General features: G+C 67.9%; 23 protein-coding genes and 1 pseudogene. 12 read left to right on the forward strand and 12 right to left on the reverse strand.

The features are described from left to right. Position 1: 1 nt before the first annotated feature. The 3 genes from AC5Y43_RS01050 to AC5Y43_RS01060 all read right to left on the reverse strand — a co-directional run bounded on the left by AC5Y43_RS01050 (position 2) and on the right by AC5Y43_RS01060 (position 2,568). On the reverse strand, positions 2–1,510 hold the full coding sequence (locus tag AC5Y43_RS01050) for a terminase large subunit domain-containing protein (RefSeq protein WP_499968404.1): 1,509 nt from the start codon (positions 1,508–1,510) through the stop codon (positions 2–4). Then, complete coding sequence (locus AC5Y43_RS01055; RefSeq protein ID WP_499968406.1) at positions 1,507–1,803, reverse strand: hypothetical protein; 297 nt, start codon at positions 1,801–1,803, stop codon at positions 1,507–1,509. The genes AC5Y43_RS01050 and AC5Y43_RS01055 overlap by 4 nt, the downstream gene beginning before the upstream one ends. Positions 1,804–2,295: 492 nt before the next feature. Next, a complete protein-coding gene (locus AC5Y43_RS01060) occupies positions 2,296–2,568 on the reverse strand; it encodes a helix-turn-helix domain-containing protein (protein WP_499968408.1) in 273 nt (90 codons plus the stop codon). Between the two features lie 143 nt (positions 2,569–2,711). Here AC5Y43_RS01060 and AC5Y43_RS01065 point away from each other — a divergent pair, with 143 nt between their 5' ends. The 5 genes from AC5Y43_RS01065 to AC5Y43_RS01085 all read left to right on the forward strand — a co-directional run bounded on the left by AC5Y43_RS01065 (position 2,712) and on the right by AC5Y43_RS01085 (position 5,277). Then, positions 2,712–2,933 (forward strand): CDGP domain-containing protein, encoded by a 222-nt coding sequence (locus AC5Y43_RS01065; protein ID WP_499968410.1) that lies wholly within the window; start codon positions 2,712–2,714, stop codon positions 2,931–2,933. Between the two features lie 104 nt (positions 2,934–3,037). Beyond that, a complete protein-coding gene (locus AC5Y43_RS01070; RefSeq protein WP_499968412.1) occupies positions 3,038–3,343 on the forward strand; it encodes a CDGP domain-containing protein in 306 nt (101 codons plus the stop codon). Between the two features lie 58 nt (positions 3,344–3,401). Next, positions 3,402–3,785: a hypothetical protein gene (locus AC5Y43_RS01075; protein WP_499968414.1), complete on the forward strand. Its 384-nt coding sequence runs from the start codon at positions 3,402–3,404 to the stop codon at positions 3,783–3,785. Positions 3,786–3,865: 80 nt separating this feature from the next. After that, positions 3,866–4,153: a hypothetical protein gene (locus tag AC5Y43_RS01080; protein WP_499968416.1), complete on the forward strand. Its 288-nt coding sequence runs from the start codon at positions 3,866–3,868 to the stop codon at positions 4,151–4,153. 221 nt (positions 4,154–4,374) lie between these two features. Continuing rightward, entirely contained in the window at positions 4,375–5,277 is a 903-nt protein-coding gene (locus AC5Y43_RS01085; RefSeq protein ID WP_499968419.1) for a hypothetical protein, read from the forward strand. A 187-nt stretch (positions 5,278–5,464) separates the two neighbouring features. Here the strand turns inward: AC5Y43_RS01085 and AC5Y43_RS01090 are convergent, their stop codons facing one another. From AC5Y43_RS01090 to AC5Y43_RS01100, 3 genes are all read right to left on the reverse strand, one after another. After that, positions 5,465–6,082, reverse strand: coding sequence for a recombinase family protein (locus AC5Y43_RS01090; protein WP_499968421.1), 618 nt, complete (start codon positions 6,080–6,082; stop codon positions 5,465–5,467). A gap of 138 nt (positions 6,083–6,220) precedes the next feature. Further along, positions 6,221–6,478, reverse strand: coding sequence for a flagellar hook-length control protein (locus AC5Y43_RS01095; RefSeq protein WP_499968423.1), 258 nt, complete (start codon positions 6,476–6,478; stop codon positions 6,221–6,223). Further along, positions 6,475–6,957, reverse strand: coding sequence for a hypothetical protein (locus tag AC5Y43_RS01100; RefSeq protein WP_499968426.1), 483 nt, complete (start codon positions 6,955–6,957; stop codon positions 6,475–6,477). Before AC5Y43_RS01100 ends, AC5Y43_RS01095 begins: the two co-directional genes overlap by 4 nt. Positions 6,958–7,021: 64 nt before the next feature. Between AC5Y43_RS01100 and AC5Y43_RS01105 the strand changes: the two genes are divergently transcribed. After that, the gene (locus AC5Y43_RS01105; protein ID WP_499968428.1) at positions 7,022–7,339 is read left to right on the forward strand and encodes a hypothetical protein; all 318 of its coding nucleotides are present in this window, start codon (positions 7,022–7,024) and stop codon (positions 7,337–7,339) included. 344 nt (positions 7,340–7,683) lie between these two features. Here AC5Y43_RS01105 and AC5Y43_RS01110 read toward each other — a convergent pair whose 3' ends face one another. From AC5Y43_RS01110 to AC5Y43_RS01125, 4 genes are all read right to left on the reverse strand, one after another. Further along, on the reverse strand, positions 7,684–9,543 hold the full coding sequence (locus tag AC5Y43_RS01110; protein WP_499968430.1) for a YfjI family protein: 1,860 nt from the start codon (positions 9,541–9,543) through the stop codon (positions 7,684–7,686). A 123-nt stretch (positions 9,544–9,666) separates the two neighbouring features. Beyond that, positions 9,667–9,810, reverse strand: a complete 144-nt coding sequence (locus AC5Y43_RS01115) for a hypothetical protein (protein ID WP_499968432.1) — start codon at positions 9,808–9,810, stop codon at positions 9,667–9,669. Next, positions 9,807–10,025: a MerR family transcriptional regulator gene (locus AC5Y43_RS01120; RefSeq protein ID WP_499968434.1), complete on the reverse strand. Its 219-nt coding sequence runs from the start codon at positions 10,023–10,025 to the stop codon at positions 9,807–9,809. The genes AC5Y43_RS01115 and AC5Y43_RS01120 overlap by 4 nt, the downstream gene beginning before the upstream one ends. A gap of 198 nt (positions 10,026–10,223) precedes the next feature. Next, positions 10,224–11,642, reverse strand: coding sequence for a recombinase family protein (locus tag AC5Y43_RS01125; protein WP_499968436.1), 1,419 nt, complete (start codon positions 11,640–11,642; stop codon positions 10,224–10,226). A 61-nt stretch (positions 11,643–11,703) separates the two neighbouring features. Between AC5Y43_RS01125 and AC5Y43_RS01130 the strand changes: the two are divergent. Continuing rightward, positions 11,704–11,958 (forward strand): annotated as a pseudogene (locus tag AC5Y43_RS01130) (flavodoxin family protein); the annotation flags it as partial. A gap of 1 nt (position 11,959) precedes the next feature. Here AC5Y43_RS01130 and AC5Y43_RS01135 read toward each other — a convergent pair. Beyond that, positions 11,960–12,793 (reverse strand): thioesterase family protein, encoded by an 834-nt coding sequence (locus tag AC5Y43_RS01135; RefSeq protein ID WP_499968438.1) that lies wholly within the window; start codon positions 12,791–12,793, stop codon positions 11,960–11,962. 38 nt (positions 12,794–12,831) lie between these two features. Between AC5Y43_RS01135 and AC5Y43_RS01140 the strand changes: the two genes are divergently transcribed. The 5 genes from AC5Y43_RS01140 to AC5Y43_RS01160 are packed head-to-tail and all read left to right on the forward strand — an operon-like array spanning position 12,832 to position 20,681. Then, positions 12,832–14,367, forward strand: a complete 1,536-nt coding sequence (locus tag AC5Y43_RS01140; protein ID WP_499968440.1) for a class I adenylate-forming enzyme family protein — start codon at positions 12,832–12,834, stop codon at positions 14,365–14,367. Beyond that, positions 14,364–17,624 (forward strand): acetyl-CoA carboxylase family protein, encoded by a 3,261-nt coding sequence (locus AC5Y43_RS01145; protein ID WP_499968443.1) that lies wholly within the window; start codon positions 14,364–14,366, stop codon positions 17,622–17,624. Before AC5Y43_RS01140 ends, AC5Y43_RS01145 begins: the two co-directional genes overlap by 4 nt. Continuing rightward, positions 17,624–18,400: an SDR family oxidoreductase gene (locus tag AC5Y43_RS01150; RefSeq protein WP_499968445.1), complete on the forward strand. Its 777-nt coding sequence runs from the start codon at positions 17,624–17,626 to the stop codon at positions 18,398–18,400. Before AC5Y43_RS01145 ends, AC5Y43_RS01150 begins: the two co-directional genes overlap by 1 nt. After that, complete coding sequence (locus AC5Y43_RS01155; protein ID WP_499968448.1) at positions 18,397–19,587, forward strand: acyl-CoA dehydrogenase family protein; 1,191 nt, start codon at positions 18,397–18,399, stop codon at positions 19,585–19,587. The genes AC5Y43_RS01150 and AC5Y43_RS01155 overlap by 4 nt, the downstream gene beginning before the upstream one ends. Beyond that, positions 19,584–20,681 carry an acyl-CoA dehydrogenase family protein gene (locus AC5Y43_RS01160; RefSeq protein ID WP_499968450.1) on the forward strand — a complete coding sequence of 366 codons (1,098 nt, stop codon included), beginning with the start codon at positions 19,584–19,586 and terminating at the stop codon, positions 20,679–20,681. The genes AC5Y43_RS01155 and AC5Y43_RS01160 overlap by 4 nt, the downstream gene beginning before the upstream one ends. Here AC5Y43_RS01160 and AC5Y43_RS01165 read toward each other — a convergent pair. Next, positions 20,636–21,031, reverse strand: a complete 396-nt coding sequence (locus AC5Y43_RS01165) for a PAS domain S-box protein (RefSeq protein ID WP_499968452.1) — start codon at positions 21,029–21,031, stop codon at positions 20,636–20,638. The genes AC5Y43_RS01160 and AC5Y43_RS01165 overlap by 46 nt on opposite strands. Between the last annotated feature and the right edge of the window lie 46 nt (positions 21,032–21,077).

Below are 21,077 nucleotides of genomic sequence, written 5' to 3' on the forward strand. Positions count from 1 at the left end.
CCTAGCCGCCGATCCGGCGGGTCATCCACGCGGGCGGCGGGGGCATTCGGCCCTCGCGGGCGCGGCGGGCGGCGTCCAGCGGCGACGCGAACGCCCACTGTTGCCCGGCTGAGTGGACCAGCACGTCGTGTGCGACCACCAGGGCGGCCAGGGCATCGGGCTGGTGTTGTCCCGCTTGCCAGTTCACCGCCGCTGCCTCTAGACGGGGCAGGTGGCCCGCGATCCGGCAGGTACCCACCTCGAAGGCTTGGAGCAACGCCGCCGACCGAGCCATACTGTCGCCGCCGCCACGACCAGAGCCTTTCGGCGGCCACGTGGAGACGCGGATCGGCCGGTTGAGCTTGGCCCGGCGCAGCGCATCATGGACCACCCGCCGGTACGTCTCACGGGCCGAGAAGCCCTCCACGACGATCTCGGACGCGCAGACATCCACGGCCAGATCGGCGGCCGCCCTGGCCCATTGGTCCGATGTCATCGGCGCGGAGACATCAGCGATCACCGCCACGACGCCGTCGGTGGTCATCGACGCCGCCACGACGCCGCAGCTGTCGCCTGAGCCGCTGTCGGAGGGGTCCACCCCGACGACGGTCTTCACGGGGCGCTGCGGTGCTGCGGGGAGCCGCCAGTCGTCCAGCCACTCCCGCTTGATGAGCGCACCCTCGGGGCTACCGGGCACACCCTGGAACATTGCATACCAGCTGCGTTCGGAAACGGACCGGCGCAGGTCGGCGAATTGCTCGGGTGTCCGGCCCAGCGCCGAGGTCATCGCCACGCCGGGCTCGCGGCCCAGTGCGTCAGGTATCCCCGCCTCGGCGATGGCCGGGATGTTGATGTGGGTCCACCGTTCCGGTTCGTCGGACAGCAGCGTGCCGATCAAATCAGCCTCGGCCCAACGGGTGCCGATGATGACAGCACTGCCGCCGGGGTGTAGCCGCGTCATCAGCGTCGAGCGGAACTCGTACAGGATGCGGCGGCGGTGCGCGGCGGAATCGGCCTCTTGGGCATTTTTGATCGGGTCGTCGATCAGCAATAGGTCTGCGCCGAAACCTGTTATGCCCGAAAGGAGTCCCGCCGCTAGGAGGCCGCCGTCGTAACCGTCAACGCGCCATCGCCCAACTGCGGTCTTGTCCGGGCGCAGCGCGTATCCGAGATAGTCGGAGTGTTCGGCGATCAATGCGCGGGCCGCGTGGCTGTGCTCCTGGGCGAGTGCGTCAGCGTAGCTGGCAAGGATGATGCGTGCGTTGGGGTCGTGCGCGAGCGCGAACAGTGGGCCGACCTGGCTGACCAAGACGCTCTTGCCGGTGCGGGGAGGCGTCGAGATGACGATGCGTCGATCGGGCTGGGCGACCGCATCGGCCAGCGCGTCGGAGATCAGCGCAATTGCCGGCGTCACGCAATAGCCGGGAATGATTCGGCTAGCCAGCTGGGCGGGCGTCTCCGGCCGTCGACGTGCACGCACTGCCTGCCCGGCCCGTGCGGCAACCAGGCTGCGGATCGCCTCGACGGTCACGCCACGATCACCTTGCGCGAACGGCCCCGCGCCCTGGCAATGATGGCGAGCTGTGCGTCGGCGTCGTCGCCCAAGCACACGTAGGGGCGTCCCCGCACCTTGATGAGATACACCCTGCCGTCGTTGTGCAGCCGATGGAGGGCTGTTGCTTTGGACCAGAAGCAACCGGGCACACGCTGGGCGATCCTGGGCCAGCTCACCAGTTCGTCGCCGGTCGGCGCGAGCGCAGCGAGGATCGCGGCGTCGATCTCGTCATCGGTTGGGTCGGCGGTCAAGTCGTGTGTGGTGGCCATGACGTTCTCTCCGCACCTACCCGGGCAGGCTGGGTCGGGGTCGGGATCGGGGTCTTGCGGCGCAGCCTCATGCGGTCACTCCCGTGCGCAAATGAGCCACCAATGCGTCGACACCGCCCCGCGAGAGCCGCCCGGCCTCGGCATCGATGGACCGCCGGATGCGGTGGAATGCCAACGCTTCCCGGCACTCGATGACCCTCGGGTCATCGTCGGGCACACGACGAGACTTCAATGCGGCGAGGCGTGCAGCCCACCCGGAAGCCGACCGAGACGCAGGATCAATGGTTTTTTGTTGCTCCATGCAAGCGACGTTATTGAACGGGGGTGCAAACGCTGCCGCGCTGACCTGCTGCGGGGCTGCCCAGGCTGCATGGGTTGGCACAGAGTTGGCACGATTGCGGCCCGGTAGAGCGCCAACGGGTGGGCGAAAGATGATCAGATAGGAGAGATCATCGGACCTCGGATATAACTGGCACCGCCGAACGGACCGTCTCAATGGCAGGAAACATCGGGTTCGCTGTGTGGGCGACGTTCCTCGGTGAGTAGGTCAAGCGGGTCTATGTCGAGCACATCCGCAATGCGTTCCACGGCTTTGAGCGTGAGATTCCGCTCGCCGCGCTCCAGGCCACCCATGTAGGTACGGTGCACGCCGAGCACGTAGGCGAAGGCTTCCTGACTGAGGCCACGGCCAGCCCGAACAGCGCGCAGATTGCGCCCCAAGGCTCGCTGCAGGTCGCCTTCCATAGCAAGGTCGACAGTGCCCACTTGCTACTTGAGCGTCTACAGACTTATAAATAGCATCTGCTACTTATCGCGTCGTGTTGTGGGCTTGCGACATGGGGAGAGGATCACGACCCATGAGGCTCAGAGCATTTCTGTTGGGGCTAGGCATTGCCGGAGCCGCGCTAATGGCTGCCCCTGCCGCGGACGCCTACCCGGGCCTGTCCGGGACGAACTGCGAGACGAACCAGCTGGGGGTTTTGTTCTGCGACGGAAAGGTGCAGCCGGACGGAACATGGGTTCGGTGTTACCCCATCCCCCAATCGCTGAACTATCAGTGCTGGTCGTATGACCCGAAGTCACCGCCTTCGCTACCGCTATTTCAGCCGAACCATCACATCGACGAATAACCGACGACCACGCTCGGGCGACTGAGCCTGGTCGGCACCACTGTGTTCATCCCTCTGAAACCGACACCGCGACAGCACACTTCGATCATCGAGGATCACACCCTATGAAGATCAACTCATCCCTGGTGGGGTTGGGCATCGCCGCCGCCTCGCTGACGGCCGCCTCTGCTGCGCACGCCTACCCCGGCGATCCGCCAGGAGCCAATTGTGAGACAAATTTTCTCGGGGCGCTGTACTGCGACGGTCCGGTGCAGCCCAACGGCAGCTGGACGAGATGCGTGAGTGTCCAGCCCAGCTGGACCTCGGCCGGCGGCTACACGCCGCCCTTCCAGCAGTGCTACCACTACGACCCGGCACAGCCACCGCTCAAACTAGGTCAGCCGGATCATCACATCGGGGATGGGCTGTGATCTGGGCGGCGCTGCTTGGTGACGCACCGCTGTGAAGCGATTGGCTAGGGGTGCAGTGGTGATGCTGGCGGTGTGCGGTGTCGTGCCGCCACCAGCGCACGCCGACCCGATGGACAGCTGGCCCAGCACCTGCGTGATGATGCAAAAGCTGGATGGCACCGAACCGCACGACATCGAAGAGTTGACGGCCGTCGCCAACAGCATGTCGGCCTACTATCACCTCGACCCAGGTGCGGCGGTGCGCTTGATGAAGCAGCAGGTCGAGCGTTACTGCCCCGACATGGACGCGGCACTGACAGCCGCAGGCGCGTGGACCGCAGAGCACCCAGCACCAGTAGTGCCGCCGCTGGTGGACGTGCAGTGGCTGGCCGGGGTGGGTGTGCCACCCTGCCAGCTGTCAGCATGGGCGCCCGGTGTGCAAGTGAACGGTTGCCCGCAGTAACCCACCCCCGGTCACCGTCTCGCACTACGAGACGGTCAGAGGCCGCTTCGCTGCACCACCGCCTGACACGCTTGTGGGCTATGACCGATGTGCTGCCCGATGGTTTTCACTGCGTGTGCTGCGGCCTCGACTCGCTGAGCGTGCCCTCGCTAGGGTTCCTCGACTGGGATGTCTCCTGCATGGACGACCGGGTGATCGCCTGCCGCGGCTGCATGGACAGCGGACAGGCCGCCCTCGACGCCATCGGGGTCGCACTAATCTCGTGCCGCGATGTCCCCCCCATCACCGATGACAACGCCTTCGAGGTTGACCGCGAGGCCGCCATAGCCGCGATTGCCACGTGGGGCACCCCGGTGATCGACCGCTGATGCCCCGCGTAGCCATCGTTTCCGCCGTCCAAGCCGCCACCCTCAGTCGCGATCGGCGCCTGGCCGATGTCATAGCGGCGACGAAGCTGACACGTTGTTCTATGCTCGTCTGAGTGCGAAACCGCCTCTAGCACAACAAGAATCCCTAAGTCGGTAAGGGATTGTCTGCGCCGCAAACAGCATGGGCTGTCAGCGCACCGTGCACGCCTACTATCACGGCGGTGAACGCAACGCGTATCCCGTTCCCCCGCAACGGCCTGATTAGCTATCACTACTTCCGCACCAAGGACATCTCCATGTTGGAGGGGTTCACGCTGATCGCCGACTCAGGCGCGTTCTCCGCCAAGACACAGGGGGCCGAGATCAAGCTGCCTGACCTCTGCGCCTGGGTCAACGAGTGGCGCGACCGCTTCGCCTGGGTCGCATCACTTGACGTGATCGGCGATCCTGCTGCCTCTCGGCGGAACTGGGAGGAGATGCGCCGCCGCGGTATCAACGCGGTGCCCACCATCCACTTCGCCGATCCACCCATGGCCATCGACGACTACGCCCGCGAGGGCGTCACTTTCATCGGGCTGGGCGGGCAGGTCGGCGGGCTGCCGGGTTCCCTGATGCGGTGGGCGGTCTCGGTGATGCGCTACGCGCGAGACCACTGGCCTGACATGCGGTTCCACGGGTGGGGCACGACCAGCCGGCTCAGTTTGAAGCTGCCGTACTTCAGCGTCGACAGCACGTATTGGCTCCAGGGCGCGATGTGGGGCAAGACGATCCTGCACGACCCGCGCAATCCGCTTGCGACCCACAAGATTCGCTTCGACGGCCGCGACGTGTACCGGCCGGAGGTCGCGAACCTGCTGAGCACCTTCTACAGCGTCGACCCCGCGTCGGTTGCCACCAGCAACCAGATGAACTGGAAGGCCATTGCGTTAATGGCCCGCTCCGCGTCGGTCTGGGAGTCCCACCTGAAAGCCGCGCACGGCCTCATTCAACCTCCGCAGGAGCTGGCTGGCCAGCCCCTAGGCCCCCGGCTTCACATCGTTCTGCCGAACAACATGACCACCGTGCAGCGGATGGCCCAAGTGTTGAACGAGGAGGCTGCGGCGACCGGAAATCAGTTCTTGTAGGTTCGCGCTGGATGGCAGATACCCCGTCGCAGCGGCAGGTGCACTGAGCAGCGTCACCACGGGTGTCGGCGTGCAGGATCGGCTCCTGCACAGCGCGGGTACGTTCGGCCGTCCTGCGCAGATACTCTTTGCGGTGTGCGATCAGTTCGGCCGTCGATGGCGTCGAGTGATGGCTGGCCTTCGGCGGTCATGCCGACGCCGCCGCGCTGCGCTCGGCCAGGAGCCGGTACATGGTCGGCGTGCTGACACCGAGGGTCTGCGCGATCGTCGGCACGGGCTCACCGTTGGCCCGCATCCGTTCAGCCAGCGCGATCTGGTCGTTGCTGAGCACCCGCGGCCTGCCGATGTGCAGCCCGCGTGCCTTGCGCGCAGCCTTCGCCGCAGCACGGCGCTCGCGGCCGAGTTCGAGTTCCAGCTCGGCGAAGCTGGCCAGGGTGCCCATGATGGCGCGACCTACAGCATTGGAGGAGTCGATGCCCTCACGCAGCGACCGGATGGTGATGTCTCGCGCGTTCAGGTCGCGGATGGTGAGCATGACCTCGGCGGCGCTGCGGCCCAGGCGGTCGATGCCCACGACCACGATGGTGTCGCCAGGGCGTGCGTAACCCAGCAGGGCAGCTAATCCGGGGCGCTGTTCGCGGGTCGACGTGCCGGTGAGCTTGTCGGAATACACCTGTGCCATTTCGACGCCCGCAGCCGTCAGCGCGTCGGTCTGCTGGTCGAGGGACTGGTGGTCGGTGCTCACTCGGGAGTAGCCGAGAAGCTGGCCGATGCTGGCAGTGGCGGTAGGAGAATTTGCTGTCATGGCTTAATTTTATATTGAAAGTCGGCATAGTGGCAATTTCAATACAAGAGAACTTTCGAGAGCGTCGAACTGCAAATACCACTGTGACATCGCACGATAGAAGTGCACTATTAAATGTTTACTTTCAATAATCACCCGTCAGCCGTTCGGCTGGCGCGCCACCGCCAGCCATTCGGTCAGCTCATCGGCCGGAACTCCCCTCTGCGCCAACACATCTCGTGCCACCTTGACCTGAAGCTCCCACAGCGCATCACCAGGGCCAGTGACGGTGCCGAACAACTTGCGGCACTCGGCCACTGCCTGTTCGTGCAATGCCGCCGGGCTCAGTCGGCCCTCGGCAGCGTCGCGGGCGACGGACGCGGCCGCCCTGATCACATCGTCGGGCGCCATAGTCATTCGATCACTTCTCCTTCGATCACGCCGCCGAGGGCAGGCTGCGGTTGGCGCTGCAGGGCCACCAGGGCCAGCAGGTCAGACTCCATGCGGTCGATGATCGCGCTGGGGTCGGTGGACACGTTCACGTCCACCTCGGCGCGCCGGGGTGCGTAGGCACCAACAAGCTTGGCGCGCTCGGCAACGGTGCTCCTGATCTCCTTGGAGTACTGCAGCGTCATGTTGTCGTCGCCAGCCTGTAGCGCCGTCAGGTATCGGGTGAAGTTGTTGCGCTGGACAAGCCGCAGGGCGTTGTCGTGCTTGGCACGGGCCTGTCCCACGGTCTCGGGCGGGGTTCGGTTGCCCAGCCGCTTCACTGCTTGCGATGCCGCCTGGCGACTCCGGTAGCCCAGCTGGTCGGCGATCTCCTGCCACGTCGCGCCAGTCGCCGCCATTCGTTCGGCCTGTTCCGCGCGATGCCGGGCATCAAGTCGGTTGGTCACGTAAACATCTTGTCAACGCACCGTGCTGAGGTCGCGCGCTCGCGCAGTAACTACAATCCCGCCGATGACCGACAACAAGAGGCCCGTCGTGTGCTCGCATTGTGCAAAGAGGCTCACGGTCCCAGCCGAAAGCACACGAACGCACTTCAAGTGCGTCGAGTGCGGCGAACGGACGACCATCCAGCTCGGAAGCGCACTCGCAAGGAATACGACCGAGAATTCGACTCCCCAGAACGATTCCGATCAAAGGACAGTTCTCTTTCTCGTGCGGATTATCGCAGCAGTTTTCGGTGTCGTGCTGCTAGCCTTCGGCATCAATCAGTTGGGTGGCTGCGACGGCAGTAAACCGGCGAGGCCGGATTATGGCGTGACAGACCGATGACGAGCGTTAGGCACGGATTCAGGGTCGGCCCAGAACTTTAGCTACTTCCTAGCCGCGGGTTAGCCACGACTCTAGCCGCAGCCCCACAGCCGCCTACCTGGCAAAACAGAGTGGCTTAGCCGGTTTAGCCAGATCTGGCGCAACTGCGCGAAAAACGTTGGCCACCTTCGCCATTGACCAATAAGACGCAAATTAAAGATCTATCTCTCTATAGAGAGTGACGTGTGTGGTCTGTGCGATCTCGACCAGCCCGGCTGGGCCAAATCGTGGCTAAAATGGCTAGGGCTCTCGGTTTTGGCTGGTGACGCGTTGTTTGGCATGGCTAAACCACGGCTAGCCAATAGCTAACATTCGCGGATCGTGGCTAAGGTAGCCGACGCGCACACCACGTCGGAGGCTGTGGGGTTGAGGTACACCGCATCCTTCCTCCCGGTCTTGGTGCGCGCCAGGTAGTTGAGATCCACCAGCAGCGCCACCAGCTTGTCGCGACCCGATTTCTGCCGTGCGCGCCTAGGGTTGGCGTATTGCAGGATCCGCGACAAAGGGATCGGCTGATAGGGCGACTTCGCATGCTCGGCAACCAGCCATCGGACGAACGCCTGCACGTCGTCCGTGTCGACGTCCGTCTCGACATCGGCCAGCCCGTACGCCTCACGTTCGTTTGCGATGAGCCACTCCTCGATCTCGATGGCGCGCTCCACGGTTTCATGTCCGATCAGCAGTCCGGCTGCCCTCACAGCCCCGTACTCGGCCACGTGCTCGACCATGTGGAGGTGCAGCGCGCGCCGTGCCACCCGCCCCGAGCACTTGGCGGCCCAGCGGGAAAGCTTCCCACCGAGGTCGGCATCGGCGCGGCGGCGCGCGTCGATCTCCCGGGTATGGCGCTTCATCCGAGCCTGCGCCGCCTCGGTCAGCCTGGCTGTTGTCTCGGGGGAGTTCCACAGACCAAGGGCCAGGTCGCGGATCACCGCGCGGTACGCCTGCACCACTGCATGGCTCACCGGCTCAGGATCGTCGCAGAGCTGCCCCAGCGCCGACAGACGCTCGGCACGATCCAGACGTGGCTCGGGAAACGCGACCTCTAATCGCGCCACGAAGCCCTTCCCCGCGAACCACTCATTCGCCATCACCGCGTGCCAGACCGCGGGCTGTGTGGCCAGGCACAACGTCAGTGCGGGGTGGGTGAGGTGCACCCGCCCACGGCTGGTGCGATCCACGTCCACCCGCTCGCGGCTGTAGCTCTTGAGATACAGGCTCAGGTTGGGCGGATTGCTGCCCTTGCTGGAATAGCGCCCCGACAGAATGTCGAACACATCGCCCTCGGCGTCCGCGACGATCATGTACTCGCGGCTTTCGGCCATCAGCGCACCGAGCTGTTCGGTCGTCACATCGCTCGCGAGTAGTCGCGGTTCCGGGCCATCGTCGGCCTCGCGCTCGGCACCAATCGCTTCCACGCCCTCATCGACGTCCTCGTGCACGCGCTGGTTGTGCAGCTGGGCCAGCTCCAGCTGTACTGCCATCAGCGGGTCATTGAACATCTGCGCGAACGCCGGGCTCTTGCGGCCGCCGCTCTCGTCAACCACGACGATGTAGGACACCCCGTTCTCGATCCAATTGCCGTGCACCTGAACAACAACACGCCCACACAGCGCACCCGAGATAGCGCCCAGCCCGAAGGCTGCCGTCATCGCTGGGTCGACCCCAAGCTCGGTGGCAACACCCTGGACCATCTCGGCGAGCACCGCAGGTAGTGCGTGCACTGGAAACGGGGGCACCTTGGATACAGCCAGCGGCAGCGGGTCGGACTGAAAGTGCGCCCTCACGTGTGCGCGTCGCCGCTCGGCCCTTAGCGATTCGCCGGCGCTCAGCCTCTCGGCGATCAGATGGGGGTCATCCAGCCCGTGACTGGCCGCGTACTCGGCGACTTCGGCCCGGGTGAGGGTCTTTTCAGCAATCCGGCTGCCAACACTCGCAGGCATGAGGGGCAGCTTGCTCCACGTGATGGTCGTGTCCAGATCTTCTCCGCACAGCTGACGCCAGGCTTCGCACGTCTCGCGCCGCTCGGCCGCGCTCAACTCATCGAACACAGGGTAGTCGAGCATCTCCTCGGTGTAGCTCATCTGCTCGGCGCATTGCTGTGGCGACCAATAGACTGCCGGTTGCGCGACAGCCGTGGTGGCGGCCGCGGGGGTAAACTCACTCACATCTCCTCCTCGGAGTGTTTCTGGTGAGGCGGTGCCGTTTCGGTGGGCGGCACCCCACACATCTCCTTTCCGATGCGTTCGGTCCTGCGGTGTGGTTGTGCGGCGGCGAATTTCAGTCCTGGGTCAAGTGCTCGCGGCGGGTACGTCGGCCGCGAGGCTGACGAGCATCCGTGCCGCGTGGCGCAACTCGTCTGGCGAGAACTTGACGACCTGTTCGGCGACCCACGCGGGGTCGGGCGGAGCGTCGGTCCGGCTGTCGCCGATCATCGCGCACCGCAGCGCGTGGGAGCGACGGGCTTCATCAGCGCGTCGACGTCGGCGATCCTGACTCGAAACGGGCTGTTGGGCTTGTCGCTGATGCGGTACGCGGGCAGCTCGCCGTCGTCGATCTTCTCGCGGAGAGTGGGTATCGAGAATCCAGTCCGGACAGAGGCATCGCGGAGGGATTCGAACACAGGGGTGGGCGCGGACTTGCTGCTCACGGCTCAGAACTCCGGGGAGTTGGGGCCCCGATTCCGTGTGTGTGGGTGTGTGAGGTGCGCAGGCGCTGGTCCGGGGGATTCGACCTAGGTCAATGATAGATGACAAAAGCCGATAAGTGCCTTCAGGTTCGTCGGAAATTGCTCAAAGGTGTTGCAATATAACTAAATCCCCTCACCGACCGAGGGATTGTGGTCGGCTCAGGCTGGCGCTTCGACCTCGGCTACGGTTGTGGTTGTCTCACGGCGCGGCGTGATGATGATGCCGTCCTCCTTGGCGTGCCACCGGCTCACGACCCGCTCCACCTTGATGGTCATTACCGCGCGGATGAACTCGCGCTTGCCTTTCAGCGGCAGGCCACGCCACATCGCCACCGGATCGTGCGCAGTGGCCAGCTCCCGCACCAGCGGCTCAGTGAACGTGGGCGCGGTGGCTTTGTCCAGCTCGGCGATGCGCTCGGCCAGCCGCGTCGCTACCCGAGCGCCCACGTCGGCGGGCATCTTGTTGTCGATCATCTGATCCTCTACGGCCTGTAGCTGGCGCTTGAGTTCGCCTAGGTCGGCCTTGGCGGTGGAGTCGGGCTCGGTGGGCGGCTCGGCCAGCGCTGCCAGTGCCTCGGGAGTGGTGAGGATGCCCGCGACCACCGACAGCACGACGGCATCGACTTGGCCCAGATTGCGCCCCACGCAACCCTTCCGGCATTTGTAAACCTCATAAAGCGAGCCGTCCTTCTTGCGTCCGGCTTTGCCCCGCCAGATTTTGTCGCCGCACACCGCGCACGCCGCGATACCGGATAAGAGGTGGACAGGCTCAGGCCCACGCGGCCCGGTCTTGCGGGCGGCAAATAAGGCCACCAGGTCGTCGTGCTGCGCGGGCGTGAGGAGCGGCTGCCAGGTGCCCTCGCCGTGGATCATCTGAGGGCCGCGCTTGCCGTTGACCTTGTGGCTTTGGGTCCGGTACCCCGCGCTGGTGGGGTTGAGCAGAATCCGCCGCAGCTTCGCGCCGTTCCAACGGGGGTCGGGGTCTTTGCTCGCGATCCACCGCACCGTCGATTGAAGGCTGTGGCCGTCGAGTACCCGCCGCGCTGCCTCAGCCACCAGCGGAGCGCGGGCCGGGTCAGGTTCGCGCCCGGTGGCCCTGCCGGTCTCTGGGTCGCGAACAATCCTGTAGCCGTAGGGAACTCGGCCGTGTGGCTTGCCTGCCGCTAGGTTGGCCCGGTGGGCACGGACGATGCGTTTACGGATGTCCTCAGCTTCACGCTCGGCGATCAGCGCGTCCAGGCCGGTGGCGAAGCGGTCGTCGCCATTGTCCATGTCGAACAGCCTGCCGGAGTAGGACAACAACACCCCGCGCTCGGCACACAGCCGCCGGAGATCGACGTAGTGGTCCAGTGACCGGCCCGCTCTGCTTGCCTCCCACACCACCAGCACGTCACCCGGCCGGAGGATTGTCCGCAACCGCTCATACTCCGGCCGGTCCTTCGTGGCGAAACGTGTTGCGGAGCGATCGTTGTCGATCAGAACGTCGTCGGCGACGGGCCAGCCTCGGCGTTCACACTCGGCCCGGCATTCTGCTTCTTGCTCGACGACGGAGCGCCCTTTGGCCCGGTCGGATGACACCCGCGCATAGATGACAGCACGAGTGACCTGCGGTGATAGCGTCGGGAGCATACTAAGAGATTATATATCAAATAAGCACGCGTTCGACGTCTGCTACTACCCGTGCCTCGACGCGACGCGGGGGCGACCGTTCGGCCTGTACCTGCACGGCAACGAGGGGACCGAGGGCGCCGAGCGCGGCGTCGACGCCATCACGACCGGCCTGGGATGGACGAAAGCGGCTGAGACCGTGGTGGTTTCGGGCAAGCCAAGCAAGGCCGACCTGGAAGCGTGCTGGGAGCTGGGCGCGACGGTGGCCGCGCGGCTGATGGAGTGACCTACTGATAGGTCGGCCGGAACGCGTCGGCGGGTTGGGCCAGCGCCAGCGCGGTGCTGGAGCCGAGCGGCCCGTGCCGGTCGAACAGGACGGCGCTCCCCGTGGCGACGCCGTCGGCGCCGTAGTGGCTCTGGGCCGCCAGGCCGAGGAATTCGCCGTCGGGCAGGCGGCTCGCGGTGACGGTGTAGTCGGCGTTGATGTAGCGCAATCCGCCAGTGCCCCAATGGGTGAGCGAGCTGGTGCAGTCGCCGGCGAACGCCAGGCGAACGAACGGCGTGAGCGGGAAGCCCGCCACCATCGGCCGGAACAGCCGCGCCCACGCGAACTTCTGGGAATGGGCCTGTTCCCACTCGCCGGCCGCGATGCCGGGGGTGCCGTCGAGGGTGGCCCCATAGCCCCAGATGAGGAACGGCATGTCCGCTGGGAAGCCGTCGGTGCGCGTCGGAAGCGGCGGCATTTCCACCGGGGCGCACCACACCTGACCGTCGGGATGATCGCCGCGCCGCAGGAACAGTGCGCTGGCGCGCGCGACGGTCCGCCCGTTCTGCACCAGCGCGGCGTCGACCAACCGGATGCGCCGGCCCTCCCGCTGCACCGAGGTCTCGATCCGCACCGGCTCGAGCAGGACCGGGCGCAGCAGGTCGACGGTGAGGCGCGCGGGCTGAAATTCGGGGTCGATGCCCGATCGCTCGATGCCCCAGCCCAACAGGCCGCCGACGATCTGGCCGCCCATCGCCGCACCCCACGGCCCCCGCGTCATCGCGCCCGGCACATAGGAGTCGCCGTCGACAGTGAAGAACGCCTCGGGCATGATGGCGGAATCCTCGATCGTCACCGCTATCACGATAGGACACCGGAGAGTAGGGACCGGGCATGCCTCCAGTGATCGAAATTCCGCGGGAGCACAACCCATTCCCGACGGCCGGGGTGTCCCGCGGCGCCGACGGCATCCCGCGCTATGACGGCCTGCCCGCGACCCTGCTGGACATGCTCGCCGAGCAGGTCGACCTGCTCCCCGACAGCGAGGCCGTGGTGGAGCTGGGTGGCGGCCGGTTGTCCTACCGGCAGCTGTGGGACCGCGCGGCGCGGGTCGCCGGGGGGCTGCGCGCGGCGGGCCTGAAGCCCGGCGACCGCGTGGCCGTGCGCCACCCCGCGGGCATCGACTGGGTGCTGGCGTTTTGGGGCACCGTCATGGCCGGCGGGATTGCGGTGGCGGTCAATACGCGCTCGGCGGGGCCGGAGGTCGAGTTCGTGCTGTCCGATTCGGGCGCGCGAATCAACCTGCCCGCGGGCGCGCCGCTGCCCGACGGACCGCCCTACGTGACGGAGCGACTCGGCCGCGCGGACACCGCCGCGCTGTTCTACACCTCGGGCACCACCGGCCACCCCAAGGGCGTGCCCACCACCCACGAGGCGTTCCTGACCAACACCGAGAACGCGATCCGATGCCTCGAGCAGCCGAGGGACCTCGGCGAGGAGATGCGCACGCTGATCTCGGTGCCCCTGTTTCACGTGACCGGATGCAACACACAGCTTTTGGTCGCCACCCGGCTCGGGGGTGCATCGGTGATCATGCCCGCACTCAACCTCGACGAATTGATCGCCACGCTGACCGCCGAGCGTATTTCGACCATGGTGACCGTTCCGGCGATATATGCCCTGATGTTGCGGCACAAGGCCTTTGCCGGCGCCGACGTGTCCGGCGTCCGCTGGGTGGGCTACGGGGGCGCGCCGATCGCCCCGTCGTTGGTCAGATCGGTGCAGGAGGCGTTCGGCCAGGCGACCGTGTCCAACGGTTACGGCATGACCGAGACCGCGTCGCTGATGACCGCCCTGCCCGACCGCGACGCCGTCGAGCACGCCGACTCGGTCGGCTACGCGGTCCCCTCGGTGGACCTGGGTCTGGTCCCGTTCGCCGGCGACGAGCCCGGGGTGGGGGAGCTGGTCGCCCGCGGCGCCAATGTCACTGCGGGCTACTGGAATCGGCCGGATGCCACCTCGGAGACGTTCCGGGACGGCTGGCTGCACACCGGCGACGTGGTCCGCGTCGACGACGCGGGACGCGTGCACATCATCGACCGGCTCAAGGACATCATCAACCGGGGCGGCGAGAACGTCTCCAGCGTCGAGGTCGAGGCCGCGCTGCTGGGGGCGCCCAACGTCGCCGACGCCTGCGTGCTGGCGGTGCCCGACGACGTGATGGGGGAAAAGGTCGGCGCCGTCCTGGTCGCCGGCGAGGGCGAGATCGACGTGCGCGCCGTGCTCGAGCACTGCCGCGGCCAGCTGGCCGACTACAAGGTGCCCCAATACCTCAGCGTGGTGGCAGACGCGTTGCCGCGCAACGCCGGCGGCAAACTGCTCAAGGGCGAGCTGCGCGGGCAGGTGCGATGGGGCGATCCGCTCCGATGAGCACCGCCCTGCTGATCGCCAACCGCGGTGAGATCGCACTCCGAATCGTCCGCACCGCGACCGAACTGGGAATCCGCACGGTGGCCGTCTACGCCGACGACGACGCCGACAGCCCCCACGTGCACGCCGCCGACGAGGCGATCGGCCTGCCGGGTACCGGACCGGGTGCCTACCTCGACCACGGCGAGCTGCTGGCGGCGGCCAAGACGTCCGGCGCCGAGCTGATCCACCCGGGCTACGGGTTCCTCTCGGAGAACGCCGAATTCGCGCGCGCCTGCGCGTCCGCCGGGTACACCTTCGTGGGACCGGACGCCGGCGTGCTGGAGTTGGTCGGCAACAAGTCGTCGGCCCGCGCGGCCGCGGCGGCCGCCGGGGTCCCGGTGCTGCCCGCGACCGAGGGGCCGAGCGGTGTCGAGGACGTCAAGGCCTTCCTCGCCGGCCGGGACGGCGCCGTGATGATCAAGGCCCTCGCCGGCGGCGGTGGCCGGGGCATGCGCAAGGTGCGCGCCCCGGACGACGTCGACGCCGCCTACCGGCAATGCGCCGCGGAGGCTCAACTCGGCTTCGGCGATCCCGCGCTGTTCGCCGAGGCGGTCCTCGACGCCGCGCGCCACATCGAGGTCCAGGTGGTCGGCGCGCCGGCCGGGCACCAGACGCACGCGCTGGCCCTCGGCGACCGCGACTGCAGCATCCAGCGCCGCTATCAGAAGCTGATCGAAATCGCACCGGCGCAGGGTCTTTCGGATGCGCTGCGGCGCGCCCTGCACCGGGCGGCGGCGCGGCTGTGCGCTCGCGTCGGGCTGCACGGGCTGGCCACCGCGGAGTTCCTGGTCGCCGGCGACGAGTTCGTGTTCCTCGAGATCAACCCGCGCATCCAGGTCGAGCACACGGTCACCGAGGAAATCACCGGGCTGGACCTGGTGGCCGTGCAGCTGGCCATCGCCGGCGGCGCGTCGTACTACCAGCTGCGGCTGCCGGCCGGGATCGCCTCGGACGGAACCGAGGTCATCGGTGAGCCGGCCGCGCGGCGCGGCATCGCGATCCAGGCCCGCGTCAACATGGAGACATTCGCCGCCGACGGGTCGGTGGCCTCGGCGGCGGGCACGCTGACGGCGTTCTCGCCGCCGAGCGGCCCCGGCGTCCGCGTCGACACCTACGGCCGGCCGGGGCTGACGACCAGCCCGCGCTACGACTCGCTGCTGGCCAAGGTGATCACCCACGCACGCGGCCCGTCCTGGGCCGCGGCGGTGCGCAAGGCCCGCACCGCGCTCGGCGAATTCACCATCGAGGGCGTGGGCACCAACCTCGTGTTCCTGCGAGAGTTGCTGGGCGACAGCCAGATCCAATCCGGGTGGGTGACGACGGACTTCCTCGACGACAAGCTCCCCGAGCTGGCCGCCGCCGCGCTGGCCCACCGGCAGGACGCCCGCGTGGCCGCGGTCGAGCTGTACCCGGGCGAGGAGGCGCTGCGCGCGCAACTGGCCGGCACCGTGGTCGAGGTGGCCGCCGATGGCACCGAGGTCGTCGCCGGCGGGCAATTGGCGGTCCTCGAGGCGATGAAGATGCAGCATGTGCTCGCCGCGCCGGACGCGTTGCGGACGGTCCGCAGCCTCGTGGCGCCGGGCCAGGTCGTCGGGACCGGGGATCCGCTGCTGGTGTTCGTCCGCACCGGCGCGGGCGCCGATGCCGAATCACCCTCGGCAGCCATGGATCTCGACCGGCGGCGCGCCGACCTCGACGAGGTCGCGCAGCGGCATCTGCTCACCCTTGACGAGGGCCGCCCAGCGGCCGTCGCCAAGCGGCGCGCGCGCGGCCGGCGTACGGCCCGCGAGAACATCGCCGATCTGATCGATCCCGGCAGCTTCGTCGAATACGGCGCGCTGGCCGTCGCCGCCCAGCGCAGCCGGCGCACCGAAGAGGACCTGATCGCCAACACGCCCGCAGACGGACTGGTCGCCGGCCTGGCCAGCATCGGCGCGGATCGTTTCGGGCGCGCGGCGGCCGAGGCGGTCGTCGTGTCCTACGACTACACCGTGCTGGCCGGGACGCAGGGCATGCGCAACCACGCCAAGACCGACCGCGTCTTCGAGCTCGCGGGCCGAAAACGCCTGCCGGTGGTGCTGTTTGCCGAGGGCGGCGGCGGCCGGCCCGGCGACACGGACGTCGGCGGCGCCGCCGGCCTGGACGTGCCGACCTTCCGGATGCTGGCCGGGCTGTCGGGGCGGGTTCCGCTGGTGTCGATCGTCTCGGGCCGGTGCTTCGCCGGCAACGCGGCGCTGGCCGGGGTGTGCGACGTGATCATCGCGACCCCGGACGCCAACATCGGGATGGGCGGGCCCGCCATGATCGAGGGCGGCGGGCTGGGCGTCTACCCGCCGGAGGCGATCGGCCCGATCGACGTGCAGCGCCACAACGGTGTGGTGAGCCTGGCCGCCCGCGACGAGGCGCACGCGGTGTCGCTGGCCCGCCAGTACCTGTCGTACTTTCAGGGCGACGTGGACCACTGGGATGCACCGGATCCGCGGCTGTCCCGACATGTGGTGCCGGAGAACCGGTTACGGGCCTACGATGTGCGCCGCGCGATCGAGTCGATCGTCGACACCGGGTCCGTCCTGGAGCTGCGCCCCGACTACGGCGTCGGGATCGTCACCGCGCTGGTGCGTGTCGAGGGGGTGGCCTACGGGCTGATCGCCAACAGCACGCACCACCTCGGCGGCGCGATCGACGCCGAGGCGGCCGACAAGGCCGGCGACTTCCTCGCGCTGTGCGAATCGTTTCGGCTGCCGGTGATCTCGCTGTGCGACACCCCCGGATTCATGGTCGGCCCGGACGCCGAGAAGGAGGCCGCGGTGCGGCGTTTCGGCCGGGTGTTCGTCCTCGGCGCGAAGTTGACCGTGCCGCTGGGAATGATCATCCTGCGCAAGGGCTATGGGCTGGGCGCGATGGCGATGGCCGGCGGGTCGTTTCGGGCGCCGCAGTTCACGGTGGCGTGGCCCACCGGGGAGATCGGCGGCATGGGCCTGGAGGGCGCCGTGCGGCTCGGTTTCAGCAAAGAGCTTGCCGCCGAAGAGGATCCAGCCGAGCGCCAGAAGCTGTTCGACAAGCTCGTCGCGGCGGCCTACCAACACGGCAAGGCGCTGCGATCGGCCACCACGTTCGAGCTCGACGACGTGATCGACCCCGCGGACTCCCGAGCCTGGATCACCAGGCTCCCGGCTAACATGCGTGTCGAACACTCAACGGAAGGCCCACGCTGATGACGTCACAAGATCTGACCGGCCGCACCGCGATCATCACCGGCGCCTCGCGCGGAATCGGGCTGGCGATCGCCCAGCAATTGGCCACCGCCGGCGCCGACGTGGTGCTGACCGCCCGCAAGCAGGAGGCGGCGGAGGCGGCCGCTGCCCAAGTCGGCGAGAAGGCCCTGGGTGTCGGCGCGCACGCCGTCGACGAGGACGCCGCCCGGCGCTGCGTGGAGCTGACGCTGGAGCGCTTCGGCAGCGTCGACATCCTGGTCAACAACGCCGGGACCAACCCGGCCTACGGCCCGCTGATCGACCAGGACCACGCCCGCTTCACCAAAATCTTCGAGGTGAACCTGTGGGCCCCGCTGCTGTGGACCTCGCTCGTCGTGAAGTCGTGGATGGGCGAGCACGGCGGGGCGATCGTCAACACGGCGTCGATCGGCGGCCTGCACCAGTCACCGGCGATGGGCATGTACAACGCCACCAAGGCCGCGCTGATCCATGTCACCAAGCAACTCGCACTGGAACTTTCGCCGCGCGTGCGCGTCAACGCCATCGCGCCCGGGGTGGTGCGCACCCGGCTGGCCGAGGCGCTGTGGAAGGACCACGAGGATCCCCTGGCCGCGTCGATCGCGCTCGGCCGCATCGGTGAGCCGGTCGACGTGGCGGGGGCGGTGGCCTTTCTGGTTTCCGACGCGGCGAGCTGGATCACCGGCGAGACGATGGTCATCGACGGCGGCCTGCTGCTCGGCGCCGCGCAGGGCTTCCAATCCCGGGGCGGCTCATGAGCAGCGACGACGTCGACACACGTGTGCGTGCGCTGCTCGACGCGCACGACCCGGCGTCCAGCGACCCGCGCGAATTCCTTGGCGCGCAATACGATGCGGGGCTGGCCTGGGTGCACCTGCCGGAAGGGTTCGGCGGGCTTGGCTTGCCGCGCACGGCGCAGGAACGGGTCGACGCGCAGCTTGCGGGCGCGGGCGCGCCGGTCGGCGGGACGCCCAAGAACTACATCGGGATGGGGATGGCGGCGCCGACGATCGCCGCGTTCGGCACCGACGAGCAGAAGCGAAAGTTCCTGCGCCCGTTGTTCACCGGCGAGCAGATCTATTGCCAGCTGTTCAGCGAGCCGGGCGCCGGGTCGGACCTGGCCGGGGTGGCAACCCGCGCGGTCCGCGACGGTGATGACTGGATCGTCAACGGCCAGAAGGTGTGGACGTCCCAGGCCCAGCACGCGCAGATGGCCATCCTGGTCGCCCGCACCGACCCGACGGTGCCCAAACACCAAGGGCTGACGTACTTTCTGTGCGACATGACCCAACCCGGCGTCGAGGTCCGGCCGCTGCGCCAGATCACCGGTGAGGCCGAGTTCAACGAGGTGTTCCTCACCGATGCCCGGGTGCCCGACGCCAACCGGCTGGGCCCCGAGGGCGGCGGCTGGCGGGTCGCGACGACCACGCTCAACAACGAGCGCATCGCGATCGGCTCGCGCTCCGGTGCGCCGCGGGAAGCCGGCCACATCGGCAAGGTCACCGCGGCCTGGCGTGACCAGCCGGCGCTGCGGGATCCCGCCATGCACGACGAGCTGATGCGGCTGTGGGTGGACGCGGAGGTGCTTCGGCTCACCGGTGAACGGCTGCGGCAGCAGGCCAGCTCCGGCCAGCCCGGCCCGGAGGGCGCCGGCATGAAGGTGGCGTTCGCCCGTCTGGCGCAGGCGATCTCGGGATTCGAGATCGAGCTGCACGGCGAGGCGGGCCTGCGCTACGACGACTGGACGATGCGCAGGCCCGAAACGGTCGACCTGATCGGGCGTGAGCCCGGCTACCGCTACCTGCGGGCGCGCGGCAACTCCATCGAGGGTGGTACGTCGGAGATCCTGCGCAACACCATCTCCGAGCGAATCCTCGGCCTGCCCGGCGAACATCGCGTCGACAAGGATGTCGCCTTCAAGGACCTGAACAAGGGGGACCAATGAGCGTCGGCGACCTGCTGTACTCCGACACCGAGGAGGCGTTGCGCGACAGCGTTCGCCACCTGTTCGCCGACCGCTGCCCGCCGGAGTTGGTGGCGAAGGCGTACGACCAACCACCGCAAGACTTTTCGGACCTCTGGCGGACGCTGGCAGTCGAGCTGGGGGTGGCCGGGCTGCTGGTGCCGGAGGCGCACGGCGGCGCAGGCGCGGGCGCCCGGGAAGCCGCCGTCGTGATGGAGGAGATCGGCCGCGCCGTCGCACCCGTGCCGTTCTTGACCAGCGCGGTGCTCGCCACGGTCGCGCTGTTGGAGGCCGGCGACACCGAAATCCTGCCCGAGTTGGCGCAAGGATCGCTCACCGCGGCGCTGGTGGTGCCGCTGTCGGCGGCCCCCTGGGACCCGGTCGCCGGGCTGAGCGCCGGCCCCGACGGCGTGAGCGGCACGGTCAGCAGCGTCGCCGGCGCCGGCGAGGCCGACGTGCTGGTGGTGCCGGTCGCCGGCCCCGACGGCCCCGAACTGCACACCGTCGCGCGCACCGCGGCCGGTGTCGAGGCCTCACCCGTGCTGGCCCTGGACATGACGAGGCCCCTTGCGGACGTGCGTTTCTCGGCGGCGGAGACGACGCGGGTGGGCGGGGCGGACGGGCCGATCGACGCGGCGCTGCAGACGGGTGCGGCGCTGCTGGCGTCCGAGCAGCTCGGTCTCGCGCAGTGGTGTTTCGACACCACGCTCGGCTACGTCAAGGAGCGCAGGCAGTTCGGCCGCGCGATCGGCTCCTACCAGGCGATCAAACACCGGCTGGCGGACCTGTGGTTCGACGTCGGGTCCGCGACGGCGGCCGCCCGCCACGCCGCCGACACCCGCGCGTGCGGCTCCCACGATGCCGAAGTGGCCTCCAGCATCGCCCAGGCCTACTGCAGCGGCGTCGCGGTGCACGCCGCCGAGGAGTGCGTGCAACTACACGGCGGGATCGGAATGACCTGGGAGTATCCGGCGCACCTGTACCTCAAGCGGGCCAAGGCCGATCAGCTGGCGCTGGGCAGCGCCTATCGTCACCGCGCCCGCGTGGCCCAGCTGGTCAACGTGCCGGCGTCCTGATCCGGCGCGTCGTTGTTGAGCCATAGCTCTTCGGTGCGGTCATGGAAGGTGACCAGCGCGACGGTGTCGTCGCGGCGGCGCATCGCCGACTTGCTCATGTTGGCCCATACCGCGTGACCCGATTTGTGCCGGAGCTCGACCACGTGCTTGGCGCCCGTGCCGACCAGCGCGACCCAGCGGTCGTCGGCCGGCATGCGGAAAAAGATGTTCTCGAATTCCATCGTGAGAAGCTCGTCGCACGAATAGCCCACCATGTCGCAGAACGGGCCGTTGGCGAACAGGATGGTCCCTATGCGGTCGACCGCCAGGGCCGGGGCCGGAAGCCGTTCCAGGACGAGCAACGCGGGCATCCGCTGGAGTTCTTCGATGGGCCCCTGGTCGGGGGGTCTCGGGCTG

The organism is Mycobacterium sp. NGS57 (genome assembly GCF_059812405.1).